General features: G+C 66.5%; 17 protein-coding genes, 1 tRNA gene and 3 pseudogenes. 3 read left to right on the top strand and 18 right to left on the bottom strand.

Annotated elements, in window-relative coordinates; genetic code table 11:
• Positions 1-46: 46 nt before the first annotated feature.
• Both OL599_RS21880 and OL599_RS21885 read right to left on the bottom strand, forming a co-directional pair.
• Entirely contained in the window at positions 47-2,305 is a 2,259-nt protein-coding gene (locus OL599_RS21880) for a cation:proton antiporter domain-containing protein (protein ID WP_264716154.1), read from the bottom strand.
• A 104-nt stretch (positions 2,306-2,409) separates the two neighbouring features.
• A complete protein-coding gene (locus OL599_RS21885; protein WP_264716155.1) occupies positions 2,410-4,122 on the bottom strand; it encodes a SulP family inorganic anion transporter in 1,713 nt (570 codons plus the stop codon).
• Positions 4,123-4,276: 154 nt separating this feature from the next.
• On the opposite strand from OL599_RS21885, the gene OL599_RS21890 reads away from it, so the two are divergent.
• Positions 4,277-5,095 (top strand): AsmA family protein, encoded by an 819-nt coding sequence (locus OL599_RS21890; RefSeq protein ID WP_264716156.1) that lies wholly within the window; start codon positions 4,277-4,279, stop codon positions 5,093-5,095.
• A gap of 73 nt (positions 5,096-5,168) precedes the next feature.
• Complete coding sequence (locus OL599_RS21895; RefSeq protein ID WP_264716158.1) at positions 5,169-5,921, top strand: AsmA family protein; 753 nt, start codon at positions 5,169-5,171, stop codon at positions 5,919-5,921.
• On the opposite strand, the gene OL599_RS21900 is transcribed toward OL599_RS21895, so the two are convergent.
• The 6 genes and pseudogenes from OL599_RS21900 to OL599_RS21925 all read right to left on the bottom strand — a co-directional run.
• Positions 5,867-6,109, bottom strand: a complete 243-nt coding sequence (locus tag OL599_RS21900) for a hypothetical protein (protein ID WP_264716159.1) — start codon at positions 6,107-6,109, stop codon at positions 5,867-5,869. The genes OL599_RS21895 and OL599_RS21900 overlap by 55 nt on opposite strands.
• Before the next feature lie 86 nt (positions 6,110-6,195).
• Positions 6,196-6,975 (bottom strand): enoyl-CoA hydratase/isomerase family protein, encoded by a 780-nt coding sequence (locus tag OL599_RS21905; RefSeq protein ID WP_264716160.1) that lies wholly within the window; start codon positions 6,973-6,975, stop codon positions 6,196-6,198.
• A 66-nt stretch (positions 6,976-7,041) separates the two neighbouring features.
• Positions 7,042-8,217: a CaiB/BaiF CoA transferase family protein gene (locus OL599_RS21910; protein ID WP_264716161.1), complete on the bottom strand. Its 1,176-nt coding sequence runs from the start codon at positions 8,215-8,217 to the stop codon at positions 7,042-7,044.
• Positions 8,218-8,235: 18 nt separating this feature from the next.
• On the bottom strand, positions 8,236-8,841 hold the full coding sequence (locus tag OL599_RS21915) for an FAD-binding protein (protein WP_264716162.1): 606 nt from the start codon (positions 8,839-8,841) through the stop codon (positions 8,236-8,238).
• A 159-nt stretch (positions 8,842-9,000) separates the two neighbouring features.
• A complete protein-coding gene (locus OL599_RS21920; protein WP_264716172.1) occupies positions 9,001-10,455 on the bottom strand; it encodes an ABC transporter permease in 1,455 nt (484 codons plus the stop codon).
• A gap of 138 nt (positions 10,456-10,593) precedes the next feature.
• Positions 10,594-10,728: pseudogene (locus tag OL599_RS21925) on the bottom strand (IS5/IS1182 family transposase); the annotation flags it as partial.
• Positions 10,729-10,736: 8 nt separating this feature from the next.
• Between OL599_RS21925 and OL599_RS21930 the strand changes: the two are divergent.
• A complete protein-coding gene (locus OL599_RS21930) occupies positions 10,737-10,880 on the top strand; it encodes a hypothetical protein (protein ID WP_264716163.1) in 144 nt (47 codons plus the stop codon).
• Positions 10,881-11,063: 183 nt separating this feature from the next.
• Here the strand turns inward: OL599_RS21930 and OL599_RS21935 are convergent, their stop codons facing one another.
• The 10 genes and pseudogenes from OL599_RS21935 to OL599_RS21980 form a co-directional block, all read right to left on the bottom strand.
• Positions 11,064-11,891 (bottom strand): ABC transporter ATP-binding protein, encoded by an 828-nt coding sequence (locus OL599_RS21935; protein ID WP_264716164.1) that lies wholly within the window; start codon positions 11,889-11,891, stop codon positions 11,064-11,066.
• Positions 11,888-12,916 (bottom strand): ABC transporter ATP-binding protein, encoded by a 1,029-nt coding sequence (locus tag OL599_RS21940; protein WP_264716165.1) that lies wholly within the window; start codon positions 12,914-12,916, stop codon positions 11,888-11,890. Before OL599_RS21940 ends, OL599_RS21935 begins: the two co-directional genes overlap by 4 nt.
• Positions 12,917-12,927: 11 nt before the next feature.
• Positions 12,928-13,827 (bottom strand): ABC transporter permease, encoded by a 900-nt coding sequence (locus OL599_RS21945; RefSeq protein ID WP_264716166.1) that lies wholly within the window; start codon positions 13,825-13,827, stop codon positions 12,928-12,930.
• On the bottom strand, positions 13,824-14,831 hold the full coding sequence (locus OL599_RS21950; RefSeq protein ID WP_264716167.1) for an ABC transporter permease: 1,008 nt from the start codon (positions 14,829-14,831) through the stop codon (positions 13,824-13,826). The genes OL599_RS21945 and OL599_RS21950 overlap by 4 nt, the downstream gene beginning before the upstream one ends.
• Before the next feature lie 70 nt (positions 14,832-14,901).
• Entirely contained in the window at positions 14,902-16,464 is a 1,563-nt protein-coding gene (locus OL599_RS21955) for an ABC transporter substrate-binding protein (RefSeq protein WP_264716168.1), read from the bottom strand.
• Positions 16,465-16,519: 55 nt separating this feature from the next.
• Positions 16,520-20,380 carry a hydantoinase B/oxoprolinase family protein gene (locus OL599_RS21960; RefSeq protein ID WP_264716169.1) on the bottom strand — a complete coding sequence of 1,287 codons (3,861 nt, stop codon included), beginning with the start codon at positions 20,378-20,380 and terminating at the stop codon, positions 16,520-16,522.
• Between the two features lie 14 nt (positions 20,381-20,394).
• Positions 20,395-21,162 (bottom strand): IclR family transcriptional regulator, encoded by a 768-nt coding sequence (locus OL599_RS21965; protein WP_264716170.1) that lies wholly within the window; start codon positions 21,160-21,162, stop codon positions 20,395-20,397.
• A 107-nt stretch (positions 21,163-21,269) separates the two neighbouring features.
• Positions 21,270-21,488: pseudogene (locus OL599_RS21970) on the bottom strand (DDE-type integrase/transposase/recombinase); the annotation flags it as partial.
• Between the two features lie 28 nt (positions 21,489-21,516).
• A tRNA-Gln gene (locus OL599_RS21975) sits at positions 21,517-21,591 on the bottom strand.
• Between the two features lie 30 nt (positions 21,592-21,621).
• Positions 21,622-21,960, bottom strand: a pseudogene (locus OL599_RS21980) (4-(cytidine 5'-diphospho)-2-C-methyl-D-erythritol kinase); the annotation flags it as partial.

A 21,960-nucleotide genomic window follows, 5' to 3' on the forward strand; every position in this document is an offset into this window, starting at 1 on the left:
GCCGACTGCAGCACGACGCAAGCCGGCCAGTTCATGGCAGACGGCTCTAACTCGCCACGAACACCAGCGAAGAAGAGGAACGCTCCAGCAAATCGGCTGCCACATCACCAAAGAATAACCTGCCGACGGACCGAGGTCTGACGCCGAGCACGACGAGGTCGTGACGCCCTCGCTTCACCTGCTCGGCGATCGCGTCGTCGATGGGGAGGTTCCTGCGGATAACTGTCCGCGTCGCGATCCGGTATTGATCTGCAAGGCTCACTGCCTCTCGCAGCACTGCATCTTCCGTATATGTGTCGTGGCTCCCAAAGGTGTGACGCGAGGCCGCGTGTTTCGGCGTGCCCGAAACGTACAGGAGTGTAATGGGAGCGGTACCGGATTTGGCGAAGGCAAGCGCCACTTCGAGGGCTCGTCGCGACGCGTCTGTGCCGCTGACAGGGACCAGGATGTTGACGTTCGCGGCGCGAGGGTCCTCCAGATGCGCTGCACGGGCTTCGACGACAACGAGCGGACCATCGAACGAAGCGGCAAGGCGGGTCACGTCCTTGTGGAATCCACCGTCCGGGTCCGTCGTGCGCCCCACGCCAATCAGCAGGAGGTCGTAGCCCTTGCGCGCCTCACGGGCGACAGCGTCCTCCGCGGCAGCGTCCCGGGCGCGTGTCGTGACATCAGCCGCCCTCTGCGCTCTTGCTTCGTCCGGCGCAAGGGCACTTTCGGCGGCGTTCTTGACCACAGTCTCCAACGGCGGGACCGGACCGGATGGCGGCGCCCCAGCGGGATGGTCTGGTCCCAACTCCAGCACCGTGATCGGCATGGGCCGCCACGCCGAGAGAAGTCCCGCCAGGCGCGAGGCAAACTGGCCGTTCGCTGACCGGTCGACTCCGAGGAGAACTCGCTCAAGATTGGCCACGAATCCCTTTGTCTCGAGTGCCTCACGGGCGAGGCGATCATGCTCCTCCGGGGTCATCGGCAGGCGGGCGAGTGCCCAGCGGAGCATCGGCGGCATTGCCATCGTGGTCACGAATGCCATCGTGACAATCGTCGTATACAAAGTCTCGTTGAGCACCCCAATGGACAGGCCGATCGTCGCGACAATCACCTCCGTCGAGCCGCGTGCATTCATCCCGCAAGCCAGGGCAAAGGCCTCGCGATGGGAAAGGCCCGCCAAGGCGCCTCCGAGGAAAGCCCCACCGAACTTGCCGACGCTTGCGATCAGCACAAGCCCCCCGACAAACAGAAGCAGCGCTGGATCGCGCAGTACCGTAAGGTCCGCGGTGAGCCCGGCTACACCGAAGAAGATCGGCATGAACAGAGCGACGATCAACCCGCGCAAATTGTCCCGGATGTGTTCAGCCAAAATCGGCGAACGGCCGACGAGAATGCCGGCAACGAAGGCTCCCAGGACCGTGTGCACACCGATCGCATGGGTCACCAGCGCCATCGCCCCCATGATGACCAGGATCGTCGTGATGACCGGAAGCTCGCTGACGAAACTGTCGTTGGTCCAGCGAATGAGCGCCGATACCACTCGCTGTCCGATTGTCAGGCTGGCCGCCAGAAAGAGCGCGGTACCGATCACGCTGACGCTGAGAGGCAACAATTCCACGCTGCCGCGCTGCGCGAGGCCCAGGATCACGGCGATGACGATCCAGCCGATGGTGTCATCGATGATCGCCGAGGCCACGATCAGCTGACCGATCGTTCGGCGCATGAAGTTCATCTCGCGAATGACTGCGGCGACGATCTTTACAGAGGAGATCGAAAGCGCGATGCCGAGGAACAACGCCGTGATGAGGCGCATCTCGGGTCGAGGCAGCATCGCCTGGGGCATAAACTGGCCCAGCAGGAAGCCGCACAGGAACGGAACGCTGATTCCCGCGATCGAGACGCTGGCCGCGGCGCGCCGCATCTTCCTGATCAAGGCGAGGTCGATCTCCATGCCCGTCAGCAAAAGCAGCATCAGGATGCCGAGCTGGGACACGGCGTCGAGCATGCCCTTCTGCATCCCCGTCGCAGGAAAGATGGCGCGCTGGATGTCGGGCAGCAGGGCGCCCAGCACAGAGGGCCCCAGCAGGATCCCGCCAAGCAATTGCCCCATAATCGGGGGTTGGCCGATACGCTGCATCCCCTCGCCAAGCAGCCGTCCGACAATCAGCAGCAGGACGATCTGCGCGACGAACAGGACCTCGGAGGGCTGGCCATGCGCCTCATTCGCGGCCAAGGTCGCCGGGGCCATGATGAAGATGGCCAGGGAACAGCCAAGCAAGGCGCCCGCGAGCGACTTGATAGACGTGGGAATACTCATGGGCAACTCCATCGGAGCGTTGCCATGCCGACCACCCGAATATGGGGCTGATTGCCCTGCGGCGCTACCGGACGCAGCGGCAGCAGCCATTTCATCGCAATGGACTAACTCCCATGTCCCGGTGGGCTTCGGTCCTCCCAGTCCACCCAATCCACCGCGTGGCTGTCTACGTAGCTGCTGACGGCGGCACCAACGGTCGGGAAAAAGAACTTTTCACCAATCTTGTCGAGGAGTCCGAACCGCTTGAGCTTGTCTTTTACAGGGTCTTTGAGTTCGGCGAAGCATAACTCGATCCCGGCGCCGTCTAGTGTCTTGTCCAATTCGGCGAGGGTATCAGCTGCGGTGACGTCCACGCTGGTGACAGGTTCGGCGGCAACGACCAGCCAGCGCACCGGCGCAGGCGCTTTCGCCGCTGCATCCAGAACACGCTCCTTGAAGAACTCGGCGTTGGCGAAAAACAGTGGTGCGTCCCAGCGAAACAGGACCAGGCCGGATATCTGGCGAGCATTGGGGTAGCGCGTGATGTCGTGGTAGCCCTTGACCCCTTCAGCGCGGCCCAGCACCGCTGAGTGCGGACGCCAAGCATCCCACAGGAACTCGATGACAGCAATCGCGATCGCCAGGCCTATGCCCGGGATGGCGCCAAGCACGGCGACGCCCACAAAGCAGACTATGGATAGCCAGAACTCCCAACGCTGGATGCGATAGATTCGAGTGAGATCCGCGACCTCGATCAAGCCGACAGCTGAAGCGATCACGACCGCGGCCAATGTGGCAGTTGGCAGATACTGGAGGAGATTCGGCGCCACCAACAGCAGCAGGGCAACGGCGAGTGCGCCAACGACTCCCGTCAACTGCGTTCGCGCGCCCGCAGCCTCTGCCACGGGGGTACGCGACGAACTGCCGCTCACCGGAAAGCCCTGAAAGAATCCGGCGGCCAGGTTCGCGACGCCAAGCCCTACCATCTCCTGATTGGGATCAACATTCATGCCGGTTCGCGCGGCGTAGGCGCGGGAAAGCACGCTCGTATCAGCGAACGACACCAGGGCGACTGCGCAGCCTCCGATCAGTACCGGGACCATATCGGTGTAGGTGAGCCACGGGATCGCGAACGCGGGCAGACCCTGGGGCAAGGGACCAAGGACCGACACGTCAGCGCCCGCGGCCAGATCCAGCCAGCCAACGATTGCCGTCGCGCCAACCACGGCAATCAGGATACTCGGCAAGCGCTTGTTGTTCTTGAGCAGTAGAATAACCGCCAAAGTACCCGCGCCGACGGCGAACTCCGTCCAGTTCGTTCGTCCGCCCAGAACCGCCTCGGCTGTGGCCCATAGTCTTCTCAATGGTCCATCGCCTTCTACCGAAAAGCCGAAGAGCTTGGGCAGTTGGCTGATCAACACCGTCAGCGCGATTCCGTTCATGTAGCCATAGCGGATCGGCTTCGAAAGAAGCTCCGTCACAAAGCCCAGCCGCGCCAGGCCCGCCAGAATGCACACGATCCCCGAGACCACCGCCATCATGCCGGCCAAGGCAACGGCGCGATTTGGGTCTCCACCAGACAGCGGCAAGACGACGCCGAGTATGACGGCAGCCAGCGAAGAATCCGGTCCCAGGACCAGAATGCGACTGGGGCCGAGCAGCGCATAAGCCAGCAGCGGCACGATCGTCGCATAGAGACCATGAATGCCCGGCACACCCGATGCGACCGCATAGGCGATCCCGACGGGCACCAGGATCGTTGCCAGCACCACTCCCGCAGCGATGTCATGAGCCAGCCAGCTGACCTGATACCGGCGCAGAGTAAGCAGCCCCGGCAACCACCGTATCCAGCCGCTCTGATTTGGCATTGGCCAGCTCCCGGTAAGCGGTCCGTGTTCAATTCATCATATGCCGGCCCGGCTGGTCACGAGGGTATTGTAACCCCAAGGGCATGCCACGCGTTTCACGGGAACGGCGGCGAAAGGAGGGATTGTGTCGGACCCCATGACCTATGGCTGCCCCAAGAATCCCCGTGGCCGCTTGCCACGCTGGGTGATCGCGGCCGGGTTGTTCGTGATTGCCATCGGGTTGCTGGCCGTGTTCTGGGACTGGAACTGGTTTCGCCCGCTTGTAGCACAGCAAGCCTCCGCCCCCCTTGGCCGCACCGTGACCCTGCGGCATTTCGATCTCCATCCCGGCCGACAGCTCGTCGCTGTCGCCGAGGGGGTGGAGATCGCCAACCCCGAGGGCTTCCCGGCCGACAGCCGATTCGCCACGATCGTGAGGCTGGCGGTCACCATCGACGCCATGGCGTGGCTGCGCACGCGCCGGCTCGTGATTCCCGCCATCGTCCTGGACCGGCCGACGATCGATGCTCAGGAGCCGGCGGATTCGGCCGCCAACTGGATGTTTCCCGCCCTCGCATCTGCAGCCGGCAGCGCCGCAGCCGACCAGCAGGCTGCTCCCAAAATCGGCAATCTGCAGATCAACGATGGGGCGGCACATGTGGTGGTGCCGCGTCTGCGCGCCGATTTCGACATCGCGATCGCCACAATCGACCGCGCCGGCGGCGGCCAGGTGAAGTTGGAAGCGCACGGCACCTATGCGGGGCAGCCCATTACCGGTCAGGCCCTTGGCGGGGCACTGCTGTCCTTGCGCGCCGCCACTCAGCCCTACCCGATCGACCTGCGTCTCGCCAACGGCCCGAGCACCGTGCACCTGGCAGGCACGGTGCAGAATCCGTTGGCCTTCGCAGGCGCCGACCTCGCGCTGGAAGTGAGCGGCCCGACATGGCGCTGCTGTTCCCGCTGACGGGCATTCCCATTCCCAAGACGCCAAATACCAGGGCGCCAAAATCCTGGGCGGCAGCATGCCCTTGGACTCGTTGGCAGCCGTTGTAGACATTGATAATGGCCACATTCGTGTAGCGCCCGGCACCGTTGGCGTGGGCAGCGGCCGGATCGAGGGGAATCTGGATCTGGTGCCCATCGGCGACGAGTTCAGGCTGCACGGCGATATTGCATTCCAGCGGGTCGACCTCGGCCGGATGCTCGAGGCGGCGGGGGTAGCCCATGGCAGCGGCGCGATCGGCGGACATGCGGTCATCGACTCCACCGGCAATTCCGTCTCCTCTGTCCTCGGCAACGGCAATGGCTCGCTGCAACTGGTCATGTCCGGCGGCGGCGACGTCAGCGCAATCTTCGTGGCGATCTCAGGTCTGCAGCTGGGCAATGCCATATTGGCCGCGTTGGGCGTGCCGCGGCGCGACCAGATCGAATGTTTCGTGGGCGATTTCGCCCTACAACACGGAACACTGGCCACGCGCACCCTGTTGCTGGAGACCAGCAACAATATCGTCACCGGCGGCGGCACGATCGACCTGCGAACGGAGACGGTGGATTATCGGCTGAAGACCGATGCGAAGCATTTTTCCATCGGCTCGCTGCCCACGCCGATCGCAATCGTCGGCAAGTTCAAGCACCCGGATATTGGCCCGGCGGTCGGGCCCCTGATTCCGCGTGGCGGTGCGGCGATCGGCCACGGCGAATGGGGGGCCAGGGAGCATGATCGGCGCCGCTGCCATCAGGTGGAAGGCTTGCGCAGCATTGCAGCGCGGCTGCCGCGCAGCAACGGGTGACTGGCCATGGGAGCGCCGAGGATGCGGCGCCAGTCATCGACCGGACGCCGCTCCACAGCCTTCTCGGCGATCTCGTCCTTGGGACCCTGGCGGAGGGCGAGATCAAGCGCGTGAGCACCACCGGAAATCAGCATGGCGATGATGGTGACAGCGCCCTCGGGGATGACACGGCGGACGCGAGTGCGCATCCCGACACCGGGCGCCCGCCGGGTTCATCGCGGATTCGACGCGCAGACGTCTTTGAGGCTCCCTCGCGTGAGGGAGGGGCCGACGGTTATTCGCCCCGCCAGACCGGGCGCCGCTTCTCGAAGAAAGCGCGTATTCCCTCCTCGTAGTCTTTCGTCGCCTCGAGGGGCCGGCGCAGCGCGTCGTTGAGGGCGGTCGCGTCGCCGATGGACATATCGGCCCCGACATTGACCATACGTTTCACGGCGGCGACCCCCAGCGGACTCGAATTGATCTTGATTTCCTCCGCCAGCCCGAGGGCGGCATCGTGAAGCTGTTGCTTGGGCACGACGCGCTCGACGATCCCGAACTCAAGCGCCTCTTGCGCGGTTATCCGCCTTGCCGTGAAAAAGAGCTCTTTCGCCCGGCCGCGCCCGATAAGACGTGGGAAAATGACGCCGGCGGTTCCTCCCGGATAAGCGCCGAGTTGCATTTCCGGCCATGCGAACACGGCATCATCGGCCGCGATCTTCAAATCGCAGTTGCAAGCAAGCTCGAAGCCGCCGCCCAGGCACCAGCCTTCGATCGCGGCGATGGCGGGTTGCGGCATGTTCCACATGACTTCGTTGGCGCGGCGAAGCGAGGAACTCTGCTCCCACTTCTCCTTCGGGGAAAGGCCCCGCCGTTCCTTGAGATCCGTGCCGGCCGAAAAGGCCTTCCCGCCGGCGCCCTTGATGATGACGACCCGAATCTCGGGCCGTCCGCTGATGTCGCGCAGGGCGGCCTCCAGAGCCTCGCCCACTGCCGTCGAGATGGCGTTGTGGATCTCGGGGCGGTTGAGCGTAAGGATGCTTACGCCGTCGCGGTCATCCCGCAGCAATATGGACATCACGTCTCCTCAGCTGAATGATGGAATCGGTTCCCGCCGCGGGCTCGTCGACGGGGGAGCCTCGGTTCATCCGGCGGCGGCGCCGCCAGCCTTGACGTCGAGCCAGCCCTGCAGCACTTCGTCCGTGTGCTCCCCGATCTTGGGCGGCGCAGTCCAGCCGGCCGCCACGTCGAAGTTTCCGTATTTCACCGCAGGTCCGATGAGCGGCATCTCGCCGCCGTCGGTCTTGGGCGCCATGACGCGCATGCCGCGCGCCAGAGTCTGGGGATGGCGGAAGACCTGCTCCATGGTGTTGACCGGGGCGCACGGCACCCCTGCATCCTGCAGCTTCTCGATGAGGTCGGCGGCGCGCCACTTGCGGACCTCGGCATCGAGGATCGCGTGAAGCGCGTCCCGATGGGTCACGCGGCCGCGCAACGTGGAGAAGCGAGGATCGGCCACCAGATCCTCCCTGCCCAGGACCCGGACGAAGCCGGCGTAGAGGCGCTCGACGCCGGCGCCGATGACAACCCATCCGTCGGCCGCTTCGAACGCCTTGTAGGGCACGGAGCTCGCATGCTCCGACCCCCATTTCGGCCGCTGGTGTCCGGTCAACAGCCATTCGAGGCCGGCATCGACGAGAAAGCTCACCACACCCTCGAAGAGGCTCGTTTCGATCCGCTGGCCGCGGCCTGTCCTCTCGCGATCGAAAAGCGCCGTCATGATGGCGCCCATCGCATATTGGCCGCACACCAGGTCGAAGGCCGAGGTGCCGAGCTTGATTGGGTTTCCATTCCTCTCGCCGGTGAGGCTCATGTATCCGCCTTCGGCTTGAATGGTCAGGTCGAACGCGCCCTTGTCCTTGCACGGGCCCGTCGCCCCCATACCCGACAGCGAGGCGTAGATCAGCGTCGGGTTCGAAGCCGCGAGATTGCGGTAATCGAGGCCCATGCGCTCCATGACGCCGGGCCGGAAGTTCTCGACCACGACGTCGGCCTTGCACGCCAGGGCGTGTGCAAGCTCGCGATCGCGCCGCTCCTTCGTGTTGAGCACGATCGAACGCTTGTTCCGGTTGACGGCGAGGTATCCCATGCTCGCGCCGTCATGGAACGGCGGCCCCTGCATTCGGATCGGATCGCCTTCAGGCGCCTCCACCTTCACCACGTCGGCGCCCAGATCGGCCAGGAGCATGGTGCAGAACGGGCCGGCGAAGAGCCTGGTGAAATCGAGAATTCGTACGCCTGCGAGAGGTTTTTTCTGCATGACCCATTCTTCCCTTATTCAATGAATGGCCAGGTCTTCGACGGCCAGCTTCCCGTCCGCCCCGAGGTGGAACGCGATGTGTTTCAGCCAGCGCGCGTCGTCCTGCCTGGGATGATCGCGCCGTTGGTGCGCGCCGCGGCTTTCGGTGCGCAAAAGCGCCGCCCGTGCGATGAGGCCCGCTATCGTCGCCATGTTCCGCGCCGACCGCACGCCGAGCGCCTCATCGACCGTTTCGGGCGCGAGTTCGGACGCTGAGGTTTCGAGGCCGCGAAGCCGTTCGACGGCGATCCGCAACGAGCCTTCGTCGCGGTAGAGTCCGACCGAGGCCGCCATGATCGAGCGGATTTCGTGCTTGATCGCTGCGGTTGACGGCTCCCGGACACGACCGCCGCGCAGAGCATCGAGGGCCTCTTGATGGATTCGCCGCCAATCACGTGCGGCTCCACCGACACCGCCGATGCTTGCGGCCGTCGCCCGCCCAACCAGCCAACCCATTGCGATCGTCTCGCCGCCCCCATTGCCCGCGAGCCGGCTCGCCCCATGGAGCCCTCCGCTCGCCTCGCCGCATGCGAACAGGCCGGGCACGCCTGCCCAGCCGGTTCCATCGATGAAGACGCCGCCCATCTGGCTGTGCGCCGCGGGGCGGACGATCGGCCCTCGAACGGTCGGCTCCCAGCCGGCGTTCCGCCTTCTCGCCGACACGCCCATGCCGTCCGGCCTTTTCCTCGACTTCCGCGATCATCTTCGTTCCATGCTCCCGCGAGCGCGCCGCAACCGGCCGGCTCAAGCCTTGATTTCGTTGCCGGCGAACCGGCGGACCACGAACAGCGCGACCAGGATGATCGCCGCCTGGACCATGGCCAGCGCGCTGACCCGCGGCAGGCCGCCCGAATCCCAGAAGTTGAAGATTGCCGGCCCGAGCACTTGGGTCCCAGCGCCCGAGAGGAAGAGCGAAGCGCTCACCTCGCGAACGGACACCATGAAGAGCAGCGCCCAGGTCGCGAGCAAGCCGGTGCGCAGCAGCGGCACGGTCACGGTCCGCATCAGTCTTCCCCAGCTCGCGCCGCTCACGCGTGCCGCCTCTTCGAGTGACCGGTCGATCTGGATCACCACGCCGCTCATGCCTCGATAGGCCAGCGGAATGAAGACCACGACATAGGCGAGCAGCACCGCGAAGAGCGTGCCGTAGAGATGAAGCGGCAGCGCCAGCAGCATCCAAAGAAAGCCGAAGGCGAAGATGAGCCGCGGGAACGCCTGGGGCAGCATGGTGACCTGCTCGAGCAGCCGGCGTCCGGAGCTGTTCGATCGGTGGACGTTCCAGGCAATGACCGTGGCGAGCGCCACCCCGATCGTCCCGGTGCCGACGCCGAGGAGGAGGCTGTTCGTGATCGCCTCCCGCGTGGTCGGGAAATCGATCAGGACGTAATGGTAGTTCTGAAGCGTCCATTCGGCCGGATGCCAGCTCGTGCCGCCGCTCCGCTGGAGCGAGGCCAGCAGGAGCGCGCCGAGCGGCAGCACCAGCGAGATCAGCACGTAGAAGCATTCGAGGCCGAACAGGACCGGCGTCCAGCCGCGCATGTCGAGCCGGCGCGGCCGGTAGCTCCGCCCCGAGACGACGGTGAAGGACCGCCCCTTGAGGACGCGGCTGTAGAGCCAGACGGCGAGCGCCGTGATCGCGACCAGCACGAGCCCGAGGGCCGCGGCCAGCGGATAGTTCGGCGGATAGCCCTGGAACAGCACGTAGATGGCGGTCGTGGCCACATAGAACCGGGCGCTCGTGCCGAGCATGGTCGGGATCGCGAAAGCGCCCATCATCGAGGTGAAGAGGAACAGCGCCGCACTCAGGATCGCGGGCAGCATGAGCGGCAACGTGACGCGGAAGGCGGTGCGCAACTTGCCGCCGCCGAAGACGGCCGAGCATTCCTCGAGCGACGGGTCCATGCGCTGCATCGCGGCACCGATCATGAGCACGGCGACCGGCGCCTCGAAGATCGCCATCACGAAGACGATGCCGGGCACGCTGTAGATGTTGATGAGGGGATCGGGGCTCCCGGTCAGGCTCGTGTAGAGCTGGTTGATGAGCCCGTCGCGCGGTGAGCCGAGCTCGCTCCAGGCGAGCGTACCGACAAGCGGACCGAGCGGATACGGTATGGCGACCAACAGCTCGAACAGGCGGGAGCCCGGCACCGTCGTGCGATGGAGCGTCCAGGCGAGCCCCACACCGATCGCCGTCGCCACCAGCGTGCCAAGGGCCGAGACGAGGAGGGTGTTCCAGATCCAGTCAAGATGGTCGAAGAGCTCGACGAAGTTCGCGAGCCCGTACTCGGTCGCCGGCAGCGCCTGCGGGTCGCCGACGTTGAAGGCGCTGGTGACCAGCAGGACGAAGAGGATGCCGGTGAGCGCCGGACGCGCGGGAACAGGCGGGCGACCGCCCTTGGGCTTCGGAGGCGCCGGCGGCAGCAGTGGCTCGATGAGCGACCACAGCGATTCGGACACGAGGGATAGAGGCATCCCCCTTCATGAACAAGTTGGCGACGCCCTGGGCCGGCCTGCAGTGGCACCCGGAATGGCACTACATTCCCGACGAGCCCAGCAAGTCCATCTTCCGGGCCTTTGGCGACGCCTGCCGCATGCACACCGCCGGCATCCGCCGGGTGGAGTGATACCAACGGCCCTTGACGATGACCCTTCCATCGTCAAGGGCCGTTGGTATCGCGCGCCGATCCGCTTGCGGCACGCAAGCGCGTGCCTGTCGCGGGCTTGGTGGGCGGCGGCGCGCAAAATAACGACTCATACCAGCGGTCATTTTTCATGGCCGCTGGTATGACGCCCCCGGGGCAAGCGGCTCAGCCTGCCGCTTCAGTGTTGAAGGGGGATTTGGCCGGGTCCGGTTCGGGCATGGCGGCCAGCAGCATGCGGGCATAGTCGCTGGACGGCCGCTCGAAGATGTCGTCCACGCCCCCTTCCTCGACGATGTCGCCGCGATAGATAAGTGCGATCCGGTCACAGATGTAGCGGATGACGCCGAGATCGTGGGAAATGAACAGGTAGGTCAGCCCCAGCTTCTGCTGCAGGTCGTGCAGCAGGTTCAGCACCTGCGCCTGCACCGACACATCCAGCGCCGAGGTTGGCTCGTCGAGGATGAGAAATTCCGGATTCACCGCCAGCGCGCGCGCAATGCCGATGCGCTGTCGCTGCCCGCCCGAGAATTCGTGCGGATAGCGATACAGGTGCTGTGCGCCGAGCCCCACCAGTTCCAGCAGCTCGATCACGCGGTCGCTGCGCTGCCGTGCGCCGAGGCCCAGCGTGTCCTGATGGATTTCCATCGGCTCGGCGATGATGTCGTGCACCAGCATGCGCGGGTTCAAGGATGCGTACGGATCCTGGAACACGATCTGGATACGGGCGCGCATACGGCGCATCTCCGCTGCCGGTAGGGTGGTGAGGTCGGTACCATCGAACACGATGCGCCCGGAAGTGATGCGCTCGAGTCCCAGAATGCAGCGCGTCAGCGTGGTCTTGCCGGAGCCGGATTCGCCCACGAGGCCAAAGCTCTCGCCTTTTCCGATCGACAGGCTGACATCGTTGAGCGCCGTGAAGCTGGTCTGCGGGCCGAGCCACCGCCTGCCACGGGACCGGAACGTCTTGGTCAGGTTTTCAATGCGCAGGATCATGCCGCGGCACTCCCGGCGGGTGTGGCAAGCACGCAGGCCACGTCATGGCCGGGCGAGACGGCGATGGTGGGGGGAACCCTTTCGGCGCAGCGCGGCTGGGCCACAGGGCAGCGGGGGGCGAGGCGGCAGCCGGGCGGCGGCGTGAACAGGTTGGGCACCGAGCCCGGCAGGCCCTGCAGTTCCCCCCGGCGGTGGGTGGCGTGCGGCACGGCTTTCATCAGCGCGCGGGTATAGGGATGGGTGGGGTTCCGGAACACCGGCCGCACCGGGCCGGATTCGATGATGTTGCCCGCATACATCACCGCCACATGCGTGCAGAGCTGCGCCACCACACCGAGATTGTGGGTGATGAGCAGCACCGCCAGCTGGTACTCCAGCACCAGCGAATGGATCAGCCGCAGGATCTGCGCCTGCACCGATACGTCGAGCGCGGTGGTAGGTTCGTCGGCGATCAGGAGTTCCGGCTTGCCGATCAGCGCCATGGCGATCAGCACGCGCTGGCGCATGCCGCCCGAGAACTGGTGCGGATAGTCATCAATGCGCCGGGCGGCGTCGGGAACGCCCACCTTGTCGAGCATCGCGATGGCCAGCCGCCGCGCCTCGACACGGCGCTGGCGGCGCGAGGCTCCCGGGGCGAGCCCCAGAATGGCAGGATCGACCGCATCCGCGTGCAGCGCCACGTCCACCATCTGCTCGCCGATGCGGAAGGCGGGGTTGAGGTTGGTGGTGGGATCCTGGAAGATCATGCCGATATGGCCGCCGCGCAGGCGGCGCATCCCATCCTCGGGCGTCGCCAGCAGGTCCTGCCCTGCGAAACGAATCTCGCCACGCAGATACCGCCCCGGCGGAGACGGCACGAGGCGCGAGATGGACAGGCCGGTCAGCGACTTACCGCATCCGGTCTCACCCACCAGGCCCCAGATCTCGCCGCGTTCCACCGAGAGGTTGATGCCGTTCAGCACATGCGCCTCACCCTCGAAGGTGCGCATGGCCAGATGCAGGTCCCTGATGTCGAGGAATGCCATGCCGCCGTGCCTCAACGCCGCGCTCTGGGATCGAGCACGTCGCGCAGGCCGTCGCCCAGAAGGTTGAAGCCGAACACGGCCAGGAAAATGGCGAGGCCGGGGAACATCGCCGTCCACCAGTAGTCGGGCATGTAGTTGCGCGCAATCGACAGCAGCGACCCCCATTCCGGCGTGGGTGGCTTCACACCGATGCCGATGAAGCCGAGCGACGCCACGGTCAGGATCGCGAAACCCATGTCGAGCGACATCTTCACGATGATGGGCGAGACGATGTTGGGCAGGATGTGCCGCCGCAGGATACGGCCGGTGCCGGCCCCAAGCGCCTGCGCCACCTGCACGAACAGTTCCTCTTTCTTCGCGATCACTTCGCCGCGCACCAGCCGGGCGTAGCCGGGCCACCAGGTCAGCGCGATGGCGATGATGGTGTTGACGAGCCCCGCCCCCAAGGCGGCGGCCACCGCCATGGCCAGGATCAGGCTCGGCAGCGTCAGCTTCAAGTCGGCGATGCGCATGAGGATCTCATCGGTCCATCCGCCGTAATAGCCGGCCAGCGCACCCACGATCGTGCCGGCCAGCGCGCCCAGCACGACCACGGCCACGCCTGACAGCAGCGAGATGCGCGCGCCGGCGATCACCAGCGTGAACACGTCCTGCCCCAGCTCGTTGGTGCCGAACAGATGGGCGATGGATGGCGCCTCGAACCGCGTGGCGGTGTTGATGCCGCCGGCGATATCGGCGGGGTAGGGCACCAGCGACGGGCCGGCCACGGCGGCCACGAACAGCAGCACCACGATGGCGAGCCCCACGATCGACAGCCAGCTCTGCTGGAACCTGTAGGCGGCGCGTCTCCAGTTCTGCCGCCGAGCGGCTACCGCGGAGGCGCGGGCGTCGGGGGTGGCGCTCGCGCTCATTCGTATCGCACCTTCGGGTTCAGCAGACCGTAGAGCAGGTCGACGACAAGGTTCACCGCGACGAACAGAACACCGATGGTCAGCGTGACCCCCATCACCGGCATGAAATCCTGCGTGACGATGGCTTTGGTGGCATAAAGCCCGATGCCCGGCCAGTCGAACACGGTTTCCACCAGCACGGTGCCGCCCAGCAGCCAGCCGAAATACAGGCCGATGACCGTCAGTGTCGACGACATCGCGTTCTTCAGCACGTATTTGAAGATGATCAGCCGTTGTGACAGGCCCAGCGCGCGTTCGGTCAGCACATAATCCTGCTGCAGCACTTCCAGCGTAGTGGCGCGCATCATGCGGGTGATGGTGGCCAGCGGCGACAGGCAGGTGGCGAAGGCCGGCAGCGCCAGATAGGCCAGCGCAACGCCGAAGGCGTGCGGATCACCCGCCCACAGGCTGTCGATGGTCAGGAAGCCGGTCACGAAGGGCGGCGGATCCTCGGTCAGCGGGAAGCGACCGCCCAGCGGCAGCCAGCCCAGCCACATCGCGAGCCCCAGCTGCAGCAGCAGCCCCAGGAAGAAGCGCGGCATCGAGATGGCACCCAGCGACACGACGCGGGAGACATAATCGGGCCAGCGGTCGCGGTAGACGGCGGCCAGCAGCCCCGCGGGAATGCCGATGACGATCGCCAGCACCATGGCCACGACCACCAGTTCCAGCGTGGCCGGCAGGTAGGCTTTCAGATCCTCCAGCACCGGGCGGCGGGTAAAGATCGACTGCCCCCAGTCACCGGTGACCAGTCCGGTCGCGTAGTGCCAGTACTGAACCGGCAGCGGCTGGTCCAGGCCGAATTCCCGCGCGAGGTCGGCGATCTCTGCCTGCGTGGCGTTGGGGCCCGCGGCAAGCGTCACGGGATCGCCCGGCAGCAGCCGCGCAATGGCGAAGATCAGCAGCGACAGCCCGACAATCACGGGCACCAGAAGAACAATGCGCCTGACGGCAAACCTGAGCATCGGCGACTCCAGAAGCGCGGGGCCGTTCAGAACCGGCGCCGCCGCATGCGTGTGGCGGCGCCGGGCAGACTCACTTCAGCGACAGCGGGAACAGCTCGATGGCGTTGGACGCCACGGGCGTGAAATGGAAGTTCTGCACATCGCTGCGCATGGCCAGCTTGCGCTTCTCCAGCACACCGAAGATGTCCGGCGCGTCTTCCACCACCGCCTTCTGGAAGGCGACGTAGAGTTCCTTCCGCTTCGCCTCGTCTGTCTCCGACCGCGCCCGAATGATCAGGTCATCGACCTTCGGGCTGGAATAGACGGGGTTCTGCCAGCCGCCGTTGCGCGAGGAATGATAGGCCGCGAAGGCGATGTTGTCGGGGTCGCCGTAATTCGCCGTCTGGTAGACGGGGAAGAAATCCGGGCAGGTTTCGGGTGAGCGGGCGGAGGCCACCATGTCCGGCCAGATCATCGGCTTGATGTCGAGCTCGATGCCCAGCTTGCGCAGGCTGTCGAGCAGCACGAGGCCCCAGCGGCGCTGCTGGTCGAGCCCCGAGACATAGTTCATCACCAGCTTGATCCCGCCCTTCGCATAGTCGGACTTCGCGAGGAACTCCTTCGCCTTGTCGAGATTCATGCGCGGCACGGCGAGCGTCGGGTCGAAACCCAGGATGCCGTCGGGCAGCGGGCCGGTCATCAGCTGGGCGTAGCCGGCGGCGTCGAGCATCGCCTGGTAGTTGAACGCCCACGAGACGGCGCGGCGCAGATTGATGTCCGCAAGAGGCCCGTGCCGCGTGTTCATCTTGATCGAGAAGGTGCGGTATTCCGGCTCGATGATCGAGACGACGCCGGGGCGCCCCTTCAGCGCGTCCATATCCTCGCTGGTGAGGTCGACGGCGATATGCGCCTCGCCGCGGCCCACCATCAGCCGCTGGGTGGAGGTCTCGCGCACGATCTTCCAGATGGCGCCGGTCAGGTTGCCGCCGCCCTGTTGCCAGCCGCCCTCAACGCGCTCGAACTCATAGAGGTTGCCGGCCTCGGCGCGGCGGACGCGCCATGCGCCAGACCCGGCGATGGTGCTGCGCAGATAGGTCTGCCCGTCGTCAGACCCCTTGTTGGCATCAACGGCTTTCGGGTTGACGATCCACAGCCACGGCAGCACCTGCAGGAACGCCGCGAACGGCTTCACCAGCCTGATCTTCACAGTGGCGGCATCGACCGGCTGCACGCTGTTCTCGTCGACGATACCGGCGACCATCCAGGCATTGCCCTTGTTCAGGCGCAGCAGGCGGTTGAAGGAATACCGCACCGCCTCGGCCGTGACCGGTGTGCCATCATGGAAGCGGGCGGCGGGGTCCAGCTTGAACACATATTCGGTGCCGTCGGCCGAGGCGGTCCACGATGCCGCCAGTTGCGGCACGGGCTTCGGCGGGGTGCCCTCGGTGCGCACCAGCGAATCATACGTGTTGCGCAGGAGCATGCTGGCCGAATAGCCGGTGGCGATATGCGGGTCGAAATTCGGGATGTCCTGGTTGCTCGCGATGACCAGAATCCGCTTGGCCTGCGCATGCGCAGCCCTGCCGCCCATGGCGGCCGAGGCCACAAGCGCGGTGGCGCCAGTGAGCGACTGGCGCCTGGTCAGATTGAACATGTCTTCATCTCCGCTTCCCTGTTGGTTTCGTGTCGGTGGTCCCGCACGCCGCCTGCTACGCGGTCAGTATGTGCTCGCGCGCGGGCGCGGCATCGCTCGCGGGATGATGGTCGAGGTCGATTCCGTAGTCGCGCTGGGCGCCTGCCCGTGTCACGAGGCCCAGCCGCACGTCGCGTTCAACGGCAGCGCGGTCCCGGTCATGCGGCTTGCCGTATCCGGCGCCACCGGCCAGCACCACTTCCACGATCTCGTCGGTGCGGGTGACCTGCACAAGGTCGCCGGTGCCGCAATCATGCAGCACGCGGCCCGAGGGATCGACAACGCGGCCGCTGGCCTCGCCGCCGGGCCGGCCACCGAACAGGCCGGGCGCGCGGTTTCCCACCCCCTCGGGGTAGACCGAGACCAGCGTGGTCATGCCGTCATCGGCCAGCTTTCGCACCCGCACGCGTTGGCCCAGCCCGCCGCGGAACCGGCCCGGGCCACCCGAATCCGGAACATATCTCTTCTCCAGCACCAGCACCGGCACCCGCGCTTCGAACAACTCGATGGAGGTGTTGGCCGCGGAGGTCGGCCACAGCAGGCCGGACTTGCCATCCCCCTTCGCCGAGGCGCCCTGGCCGCCGCCCATGAACAGCAGGTCGGAATAGGTATTGCTGGCGGCATCACGGCCATAGATGTTGGCGGCAACCGGCAGGCCGGTGAAGGCCTGCACCTTTCCTGGCGCCGCATCGGCCAGCGCGCGGAAGATGTTGGGCGCCAGATACCAGCCGGTGCGCGTGCGCAGGTTCACCGCTGCCGGGCGCTCGGCGTTCAGGATGGAGCCCTCCGGCGCGCGTACCGTGAACGCGCGGTAGCAACCGGCATTGCCGCGCACGGACGGCGTCAGCATGCATTTCAGCGGATAGGTCGCATGCGCCGCCGTGTAGTTGAGCGTGGAGTTGAGCCCACCCTGCGGAAGCTGCGGCGGCGCACCGTCGAAATCGATGTCGATCGAGTCACCCGCCACCGTCAGCTTCAGCGGGTAGCGCATCGGCTCACCCAGCGGGTTGTTCCACACTTCCGAGGTGTAAACACCATCGGGCAGGGCGGTGATCGCGTCGCGCATCGCCTTTTCCGAGCGGCCCTGCACCACCGTGGCCAGCGCCCGCAGGTCGTTCATGCCGTAATCGGCCATGAACGACAACAGCCGGTCGGCACCGATCGCGTTGGCGGCCACGAAGGAATGCACGTCACCCAGCACCTGGCTGCTGTTGCGCACATTCTCGGCCAGCAGGCGGAACAGAGACTCATTCGGCCGCCCCGCCTCGTAAAGCTTCATCGGCGGGATCTGGAAGCCTTCCTCGTAGATCTCGCGGGCGCGCAGCGAATCCTTGGTGCCGCCGATGTCGGAGACATGCCCCACCGTACCCATCAGCCCCACCACCTTGCCATCGCGGAACACGGGGGTGACGACGGCGATGTCGAACAGGTGGCCGGCGCAAAGCCAGGGATCGTTGGTGATCAGCACGTCACCGGGCTGCAGCGTATCGGCCGGATAGCGTTCCAGCAGCGCCTTCACCGCGCGCGGCAGGGTCAGGTTGAACACCGGCATGGCGCGCGGCGAATGCGCCAGCGTCTCGCCCTCCGGGTCGAGAAGTTCGCAGGCGAAATCCTGGGCTTCGGAGATGACCAGCGAGAAGGCAGTGCGGCAGACCGTGAGCCACATTTCCTCGACCACGGTCACGAGACGGCTCCACATGATCTCCAGCGAGATCGGGTCCGCCTCGATACGCGCTGCGGCCTCGGCGATCGGCATGCCGGCGGTGATGCCGAGATCGGCCGCGCTGGCCGCCCCGATCTCGATGCGCAGGTTCATGTTCGCATCGATCGTGACCATGTCGCCCGGGGCCACGACGGTGGTGGACTCGCGCTCCTCGATGATCGCCGGGCCCGCAATGACATCTCCGGGCACCAGGGCGTAGCGGTCATATACGGCGGTGTCGGCGAACCCGTCCTCGAACCAGGCGCGGCGGGTGCCCTTGCGCCGGGCGCCGGCATCGCCGCCGCCGGTGGCCCCGGTCAGCGACAGAACCGGCGTGGGCCCCACGCAACGAACCCGGAAATTGATCGCCTCCAGCCGCGCCCCTTCATAGACCGAGGTGTAGCGGGCCGAGTAGACGCGGATGAAGGCAGCGCGGATTTCATCGAGCTTGGCGGCACCGATCGTGCCCGCGGGCAGCGGCACCGAGATGTCGTGCATCTGGCCCATCAGCCGCATGTCTGCGGTGCGCTCCACCACGATATCGGCCTCGCTGACGCCGGCATCGCGCAGATGCTTGCGGCCCTCGGCCTCCAGCCCGGCCAGCAGGGCGTTGAGCGCCGGTGCGTCGAAATCCTCGGAGAATTCGGTCGGGTGCGAGCGCACCAGCTCGAACGACAGCGGGGCGGCCAGGAATCCCAGCGCCGAGGCCGCGCCCGAGGCCGGCGGGACGATCACCTCGCGCACGCCCAGCACGCGGGCCACATCGGCTGCATGGGCGGGGCCGGCGCCGCCGAAGCCCACCATGGCGTATTGGCGCGGGTCCTTGCCCTTCTCTACCAGATGCACGCGCGCGGCGGCGGCCATGCTCTCTGTCACCACCTTGTGGATGCCCCAGGCCGCCTGTTCCAACGACAGGCCCAACGGTTCGGCCACGGTGGCCACGGCGCGTTCCGCCGCTGCCTTGTCCAGCGCCATACGCCCGCCCAGGAAGAAGCCGGGGTCGTAGTAGCCGAGCACCAGGTTCGCGTCGGTCACGGTCGGGCGGGTGCCGCCGAGGCCGTAGCAGGCGGGGCCGGGGTCGGAGCCAGCGGAATGCGGGCCGACCTTCAGCAGCCCCACCTCGTCGATCGCGGCGATGGAGCCGCCACCGGCGCCGATCTCGATCATGTCGATCACGGGCGCCTTGATCGGCAGGCCGGACCCCTTGGTGAAGCGATGGACCCGGCCGGCTTCCAGCATCGGCGCAATTTCGGCACGCCCGTCCTCGATCATGCAGGCCTTGGCGGTGGTGCCGCCCATGTCGAACGAGATCACGTCCTTCTTGCCGGCCAGCGCGCCAAACAGGGCGGTGGCGAGGCCGCCGCCGGCGGGCCCGGATTCGAGCAGCCGGATCGGGAAGGCGCGCGCCGTGTCGGGGGAGACGAGGCCGCCCGCCGAATGCATCAGCCGCAGGGCGCCCGCGAAGCCGCGCGAGGCCAGCTCCTTCTCCAACCGGCGGAGGTAGCGGTCCATCAGCGGCTGCACATAGGCGTTGGCGCAGGTCGTGACGCAGCGCTGATATTCCCACAGCTCCGCCACCACGTCGGAGGAGAGGGAGACAGCAAGCCCCGGGAATTCGGCGCGTGCGATCTCGCCGGCCATGCGCTCATGCGCGGGGTTGCGATAGGCGTTGAGGAAGCAGATGGCCACAGCCTCCACCCCGGCCTCGACGCAGCGGCGGAAAGCGGCGCGCACGTCCTCGGGGTTCAGGTGTTCCACCACCTCGCCGTCGCGGTCCATGCGCTCGGCCACTTCCAGCCGCATGTTACGCGGCACGAACGGGTCGGGGAAGCCCAGGAACAGGTCGTAGATGTCGTAGCGCTGCTCGGTGCCCATCTCCAGCAGGTCGCGGAAGCCGCGCGTGGTGATGAGGCCCAGCTTCGCACCCTTGCGCTCGATCACCGCGTTGGTCACCAGCGTGGTGCCGTGCACGATCTCGCAGACAGCCGAGAGGCCGATGCCGCCCATGGCCACCAGCTCCTCCAGCCCGATGAGGGCGGCCTCTGAGGGGTCGTGCGGCGTGGTCAGGCGCTTGTGCAGGCGGACGGTGCCGGCCTCCCCGTCATAGAGGATGAAATCGGTGAAGGTCCCGCCGATGTCGAAGCCGATGCGCCAGCGCCTGGTCAGTCGAGTCATGTCCGGATTCTCCGTCAGTCCACCGAAAGCGGATGGAAAATTGGGTCGCCGACCAGGGTAGCGATACGTCGTGCGCCACTCCTGAGGGCATCGATGATGGTGCGGCGCTCATCGTCGGTGATGGTCGCCGCCGGGTAGGAAATGCAGAGGCTGACTTCCTCGCCCGTGCCGGGATCCCCCACCGCGACGGCGAGGGCGCCGACGCCCCGGTTCGATTCGTCGTTGGATTCGGCGTAGCCGTCGCGCCGTACCAGCGCCAGCCGGCCCAGTAGCTCATCGAGCGTCTGCGGCGAAGTGGCGGAGGGTGGGGTGAAGGGGCCGGCATACAGGGCGCGCACCGCATCGTCGGGCAGGCGCGCCAGCAATGAGCGGCCGGTGGCGCTGGCGGCGGCATCGAGCCGGTGGCCGATATTGCTGGCCACGCGCAGCATATTGGTGCCGGTATGGTCGGTCAGCGCCATGATGTCCCGACCGTGACGGACGCTGACATATCCGGTATGGCCGCATTCGGCGGACACGCGCGTCACGACCGCGTCGGCCCGGGTCAGGAGCGAGGAGGCGCGGCGATACTGCTCCCCCACCTCGGCCAGCAGCACGCCGGGGCGGTAGCGCCTGGTGGCGCCGACGGCTTCCAGGAACCCGGCATCGCACATGGCGCGCAGCAGGCGCGAGACGTTGCTCTTGGGCAAAGACAGCATCGCCGCCACGACAGTCACGCTGAGTTCGCGACGGTCGGCCGAAAAACACTTCAGCACGTCTGCGGCGCTGGAGAGCACGGACATGGCGTCATTGGTTCCAAAAAATGGAATTTAAGTGCCGATATATGGAACTTTAGAGCCATAAATTTGTCATCGCAATCCGATTATCGCAATACGGCGCTGACGTGCGGGCCACCTCTGGACGTCGAGATCAGCAGGCCGTGCTTCCTGAACTCCGCCTGGTGGTCAATCGCGCACTACCGGCTGCCACGATCCGAGTGGTGAATCAGCCCTGGCTTCGGTCGGCGCATGGCGATGGCCCTCCGCAGGGCGGTCAGCGCCAGTTGCTGATGCAGCCTGTCGCCGGTCGCCCGGCCAACAACGCGGCGGGCGAACAGGGCGATGACGACCCTGCAGAATGGCGACTGGTTGGCTGGTTGGCTGGGGCGGGAGGATTCGAACCTCCGCATGGCGGAATCAAAATCCGCTGCCTTACCGCTTGGCGACGCCCCAATGAGTCGCGCCCTTCGGCGCGGCCCCTGATTAGGTCCCGGCGCGGCGCTCGGCAACCCCCGTCAGCGCCCCGCCCCACGCCCACCAGCCGTGCCGGCGCAGTGCCGGCGCGGCGGCCTCGGCCACCGCCGCATCGGCGAACAGGCCGAAGCAGGTGGCGCCGGAGCCGCTCATGCGCGCGAGGCGGCAGCCGGGCTGGGCGCGCAAGGCCGCCAGCACCTCGCCGATCACCGGGCGCAGCGCCAGCGCCGGCGGCTCCAGGTCGTTGCCCAGCGCCGCCAGGTCGGCCGCCATCGCGTCGAGGCTGGCCCACCCGGCCGGCAATGCCGCCGGTGCCGAGAAGCCGGCGGCACGGGCGCGGAATACCTC

The sequence above is a fragment of the Limobrevibacterium gyesilva genome, assembly GCF_025989185.1.
Lineage (GTDB): Bacteria > Pseudomonadota > Alphaproteobacteria > Acetobacterales > Acetobacteraceae > Limobrevibacterium > Limobrevibacterium gyesilva.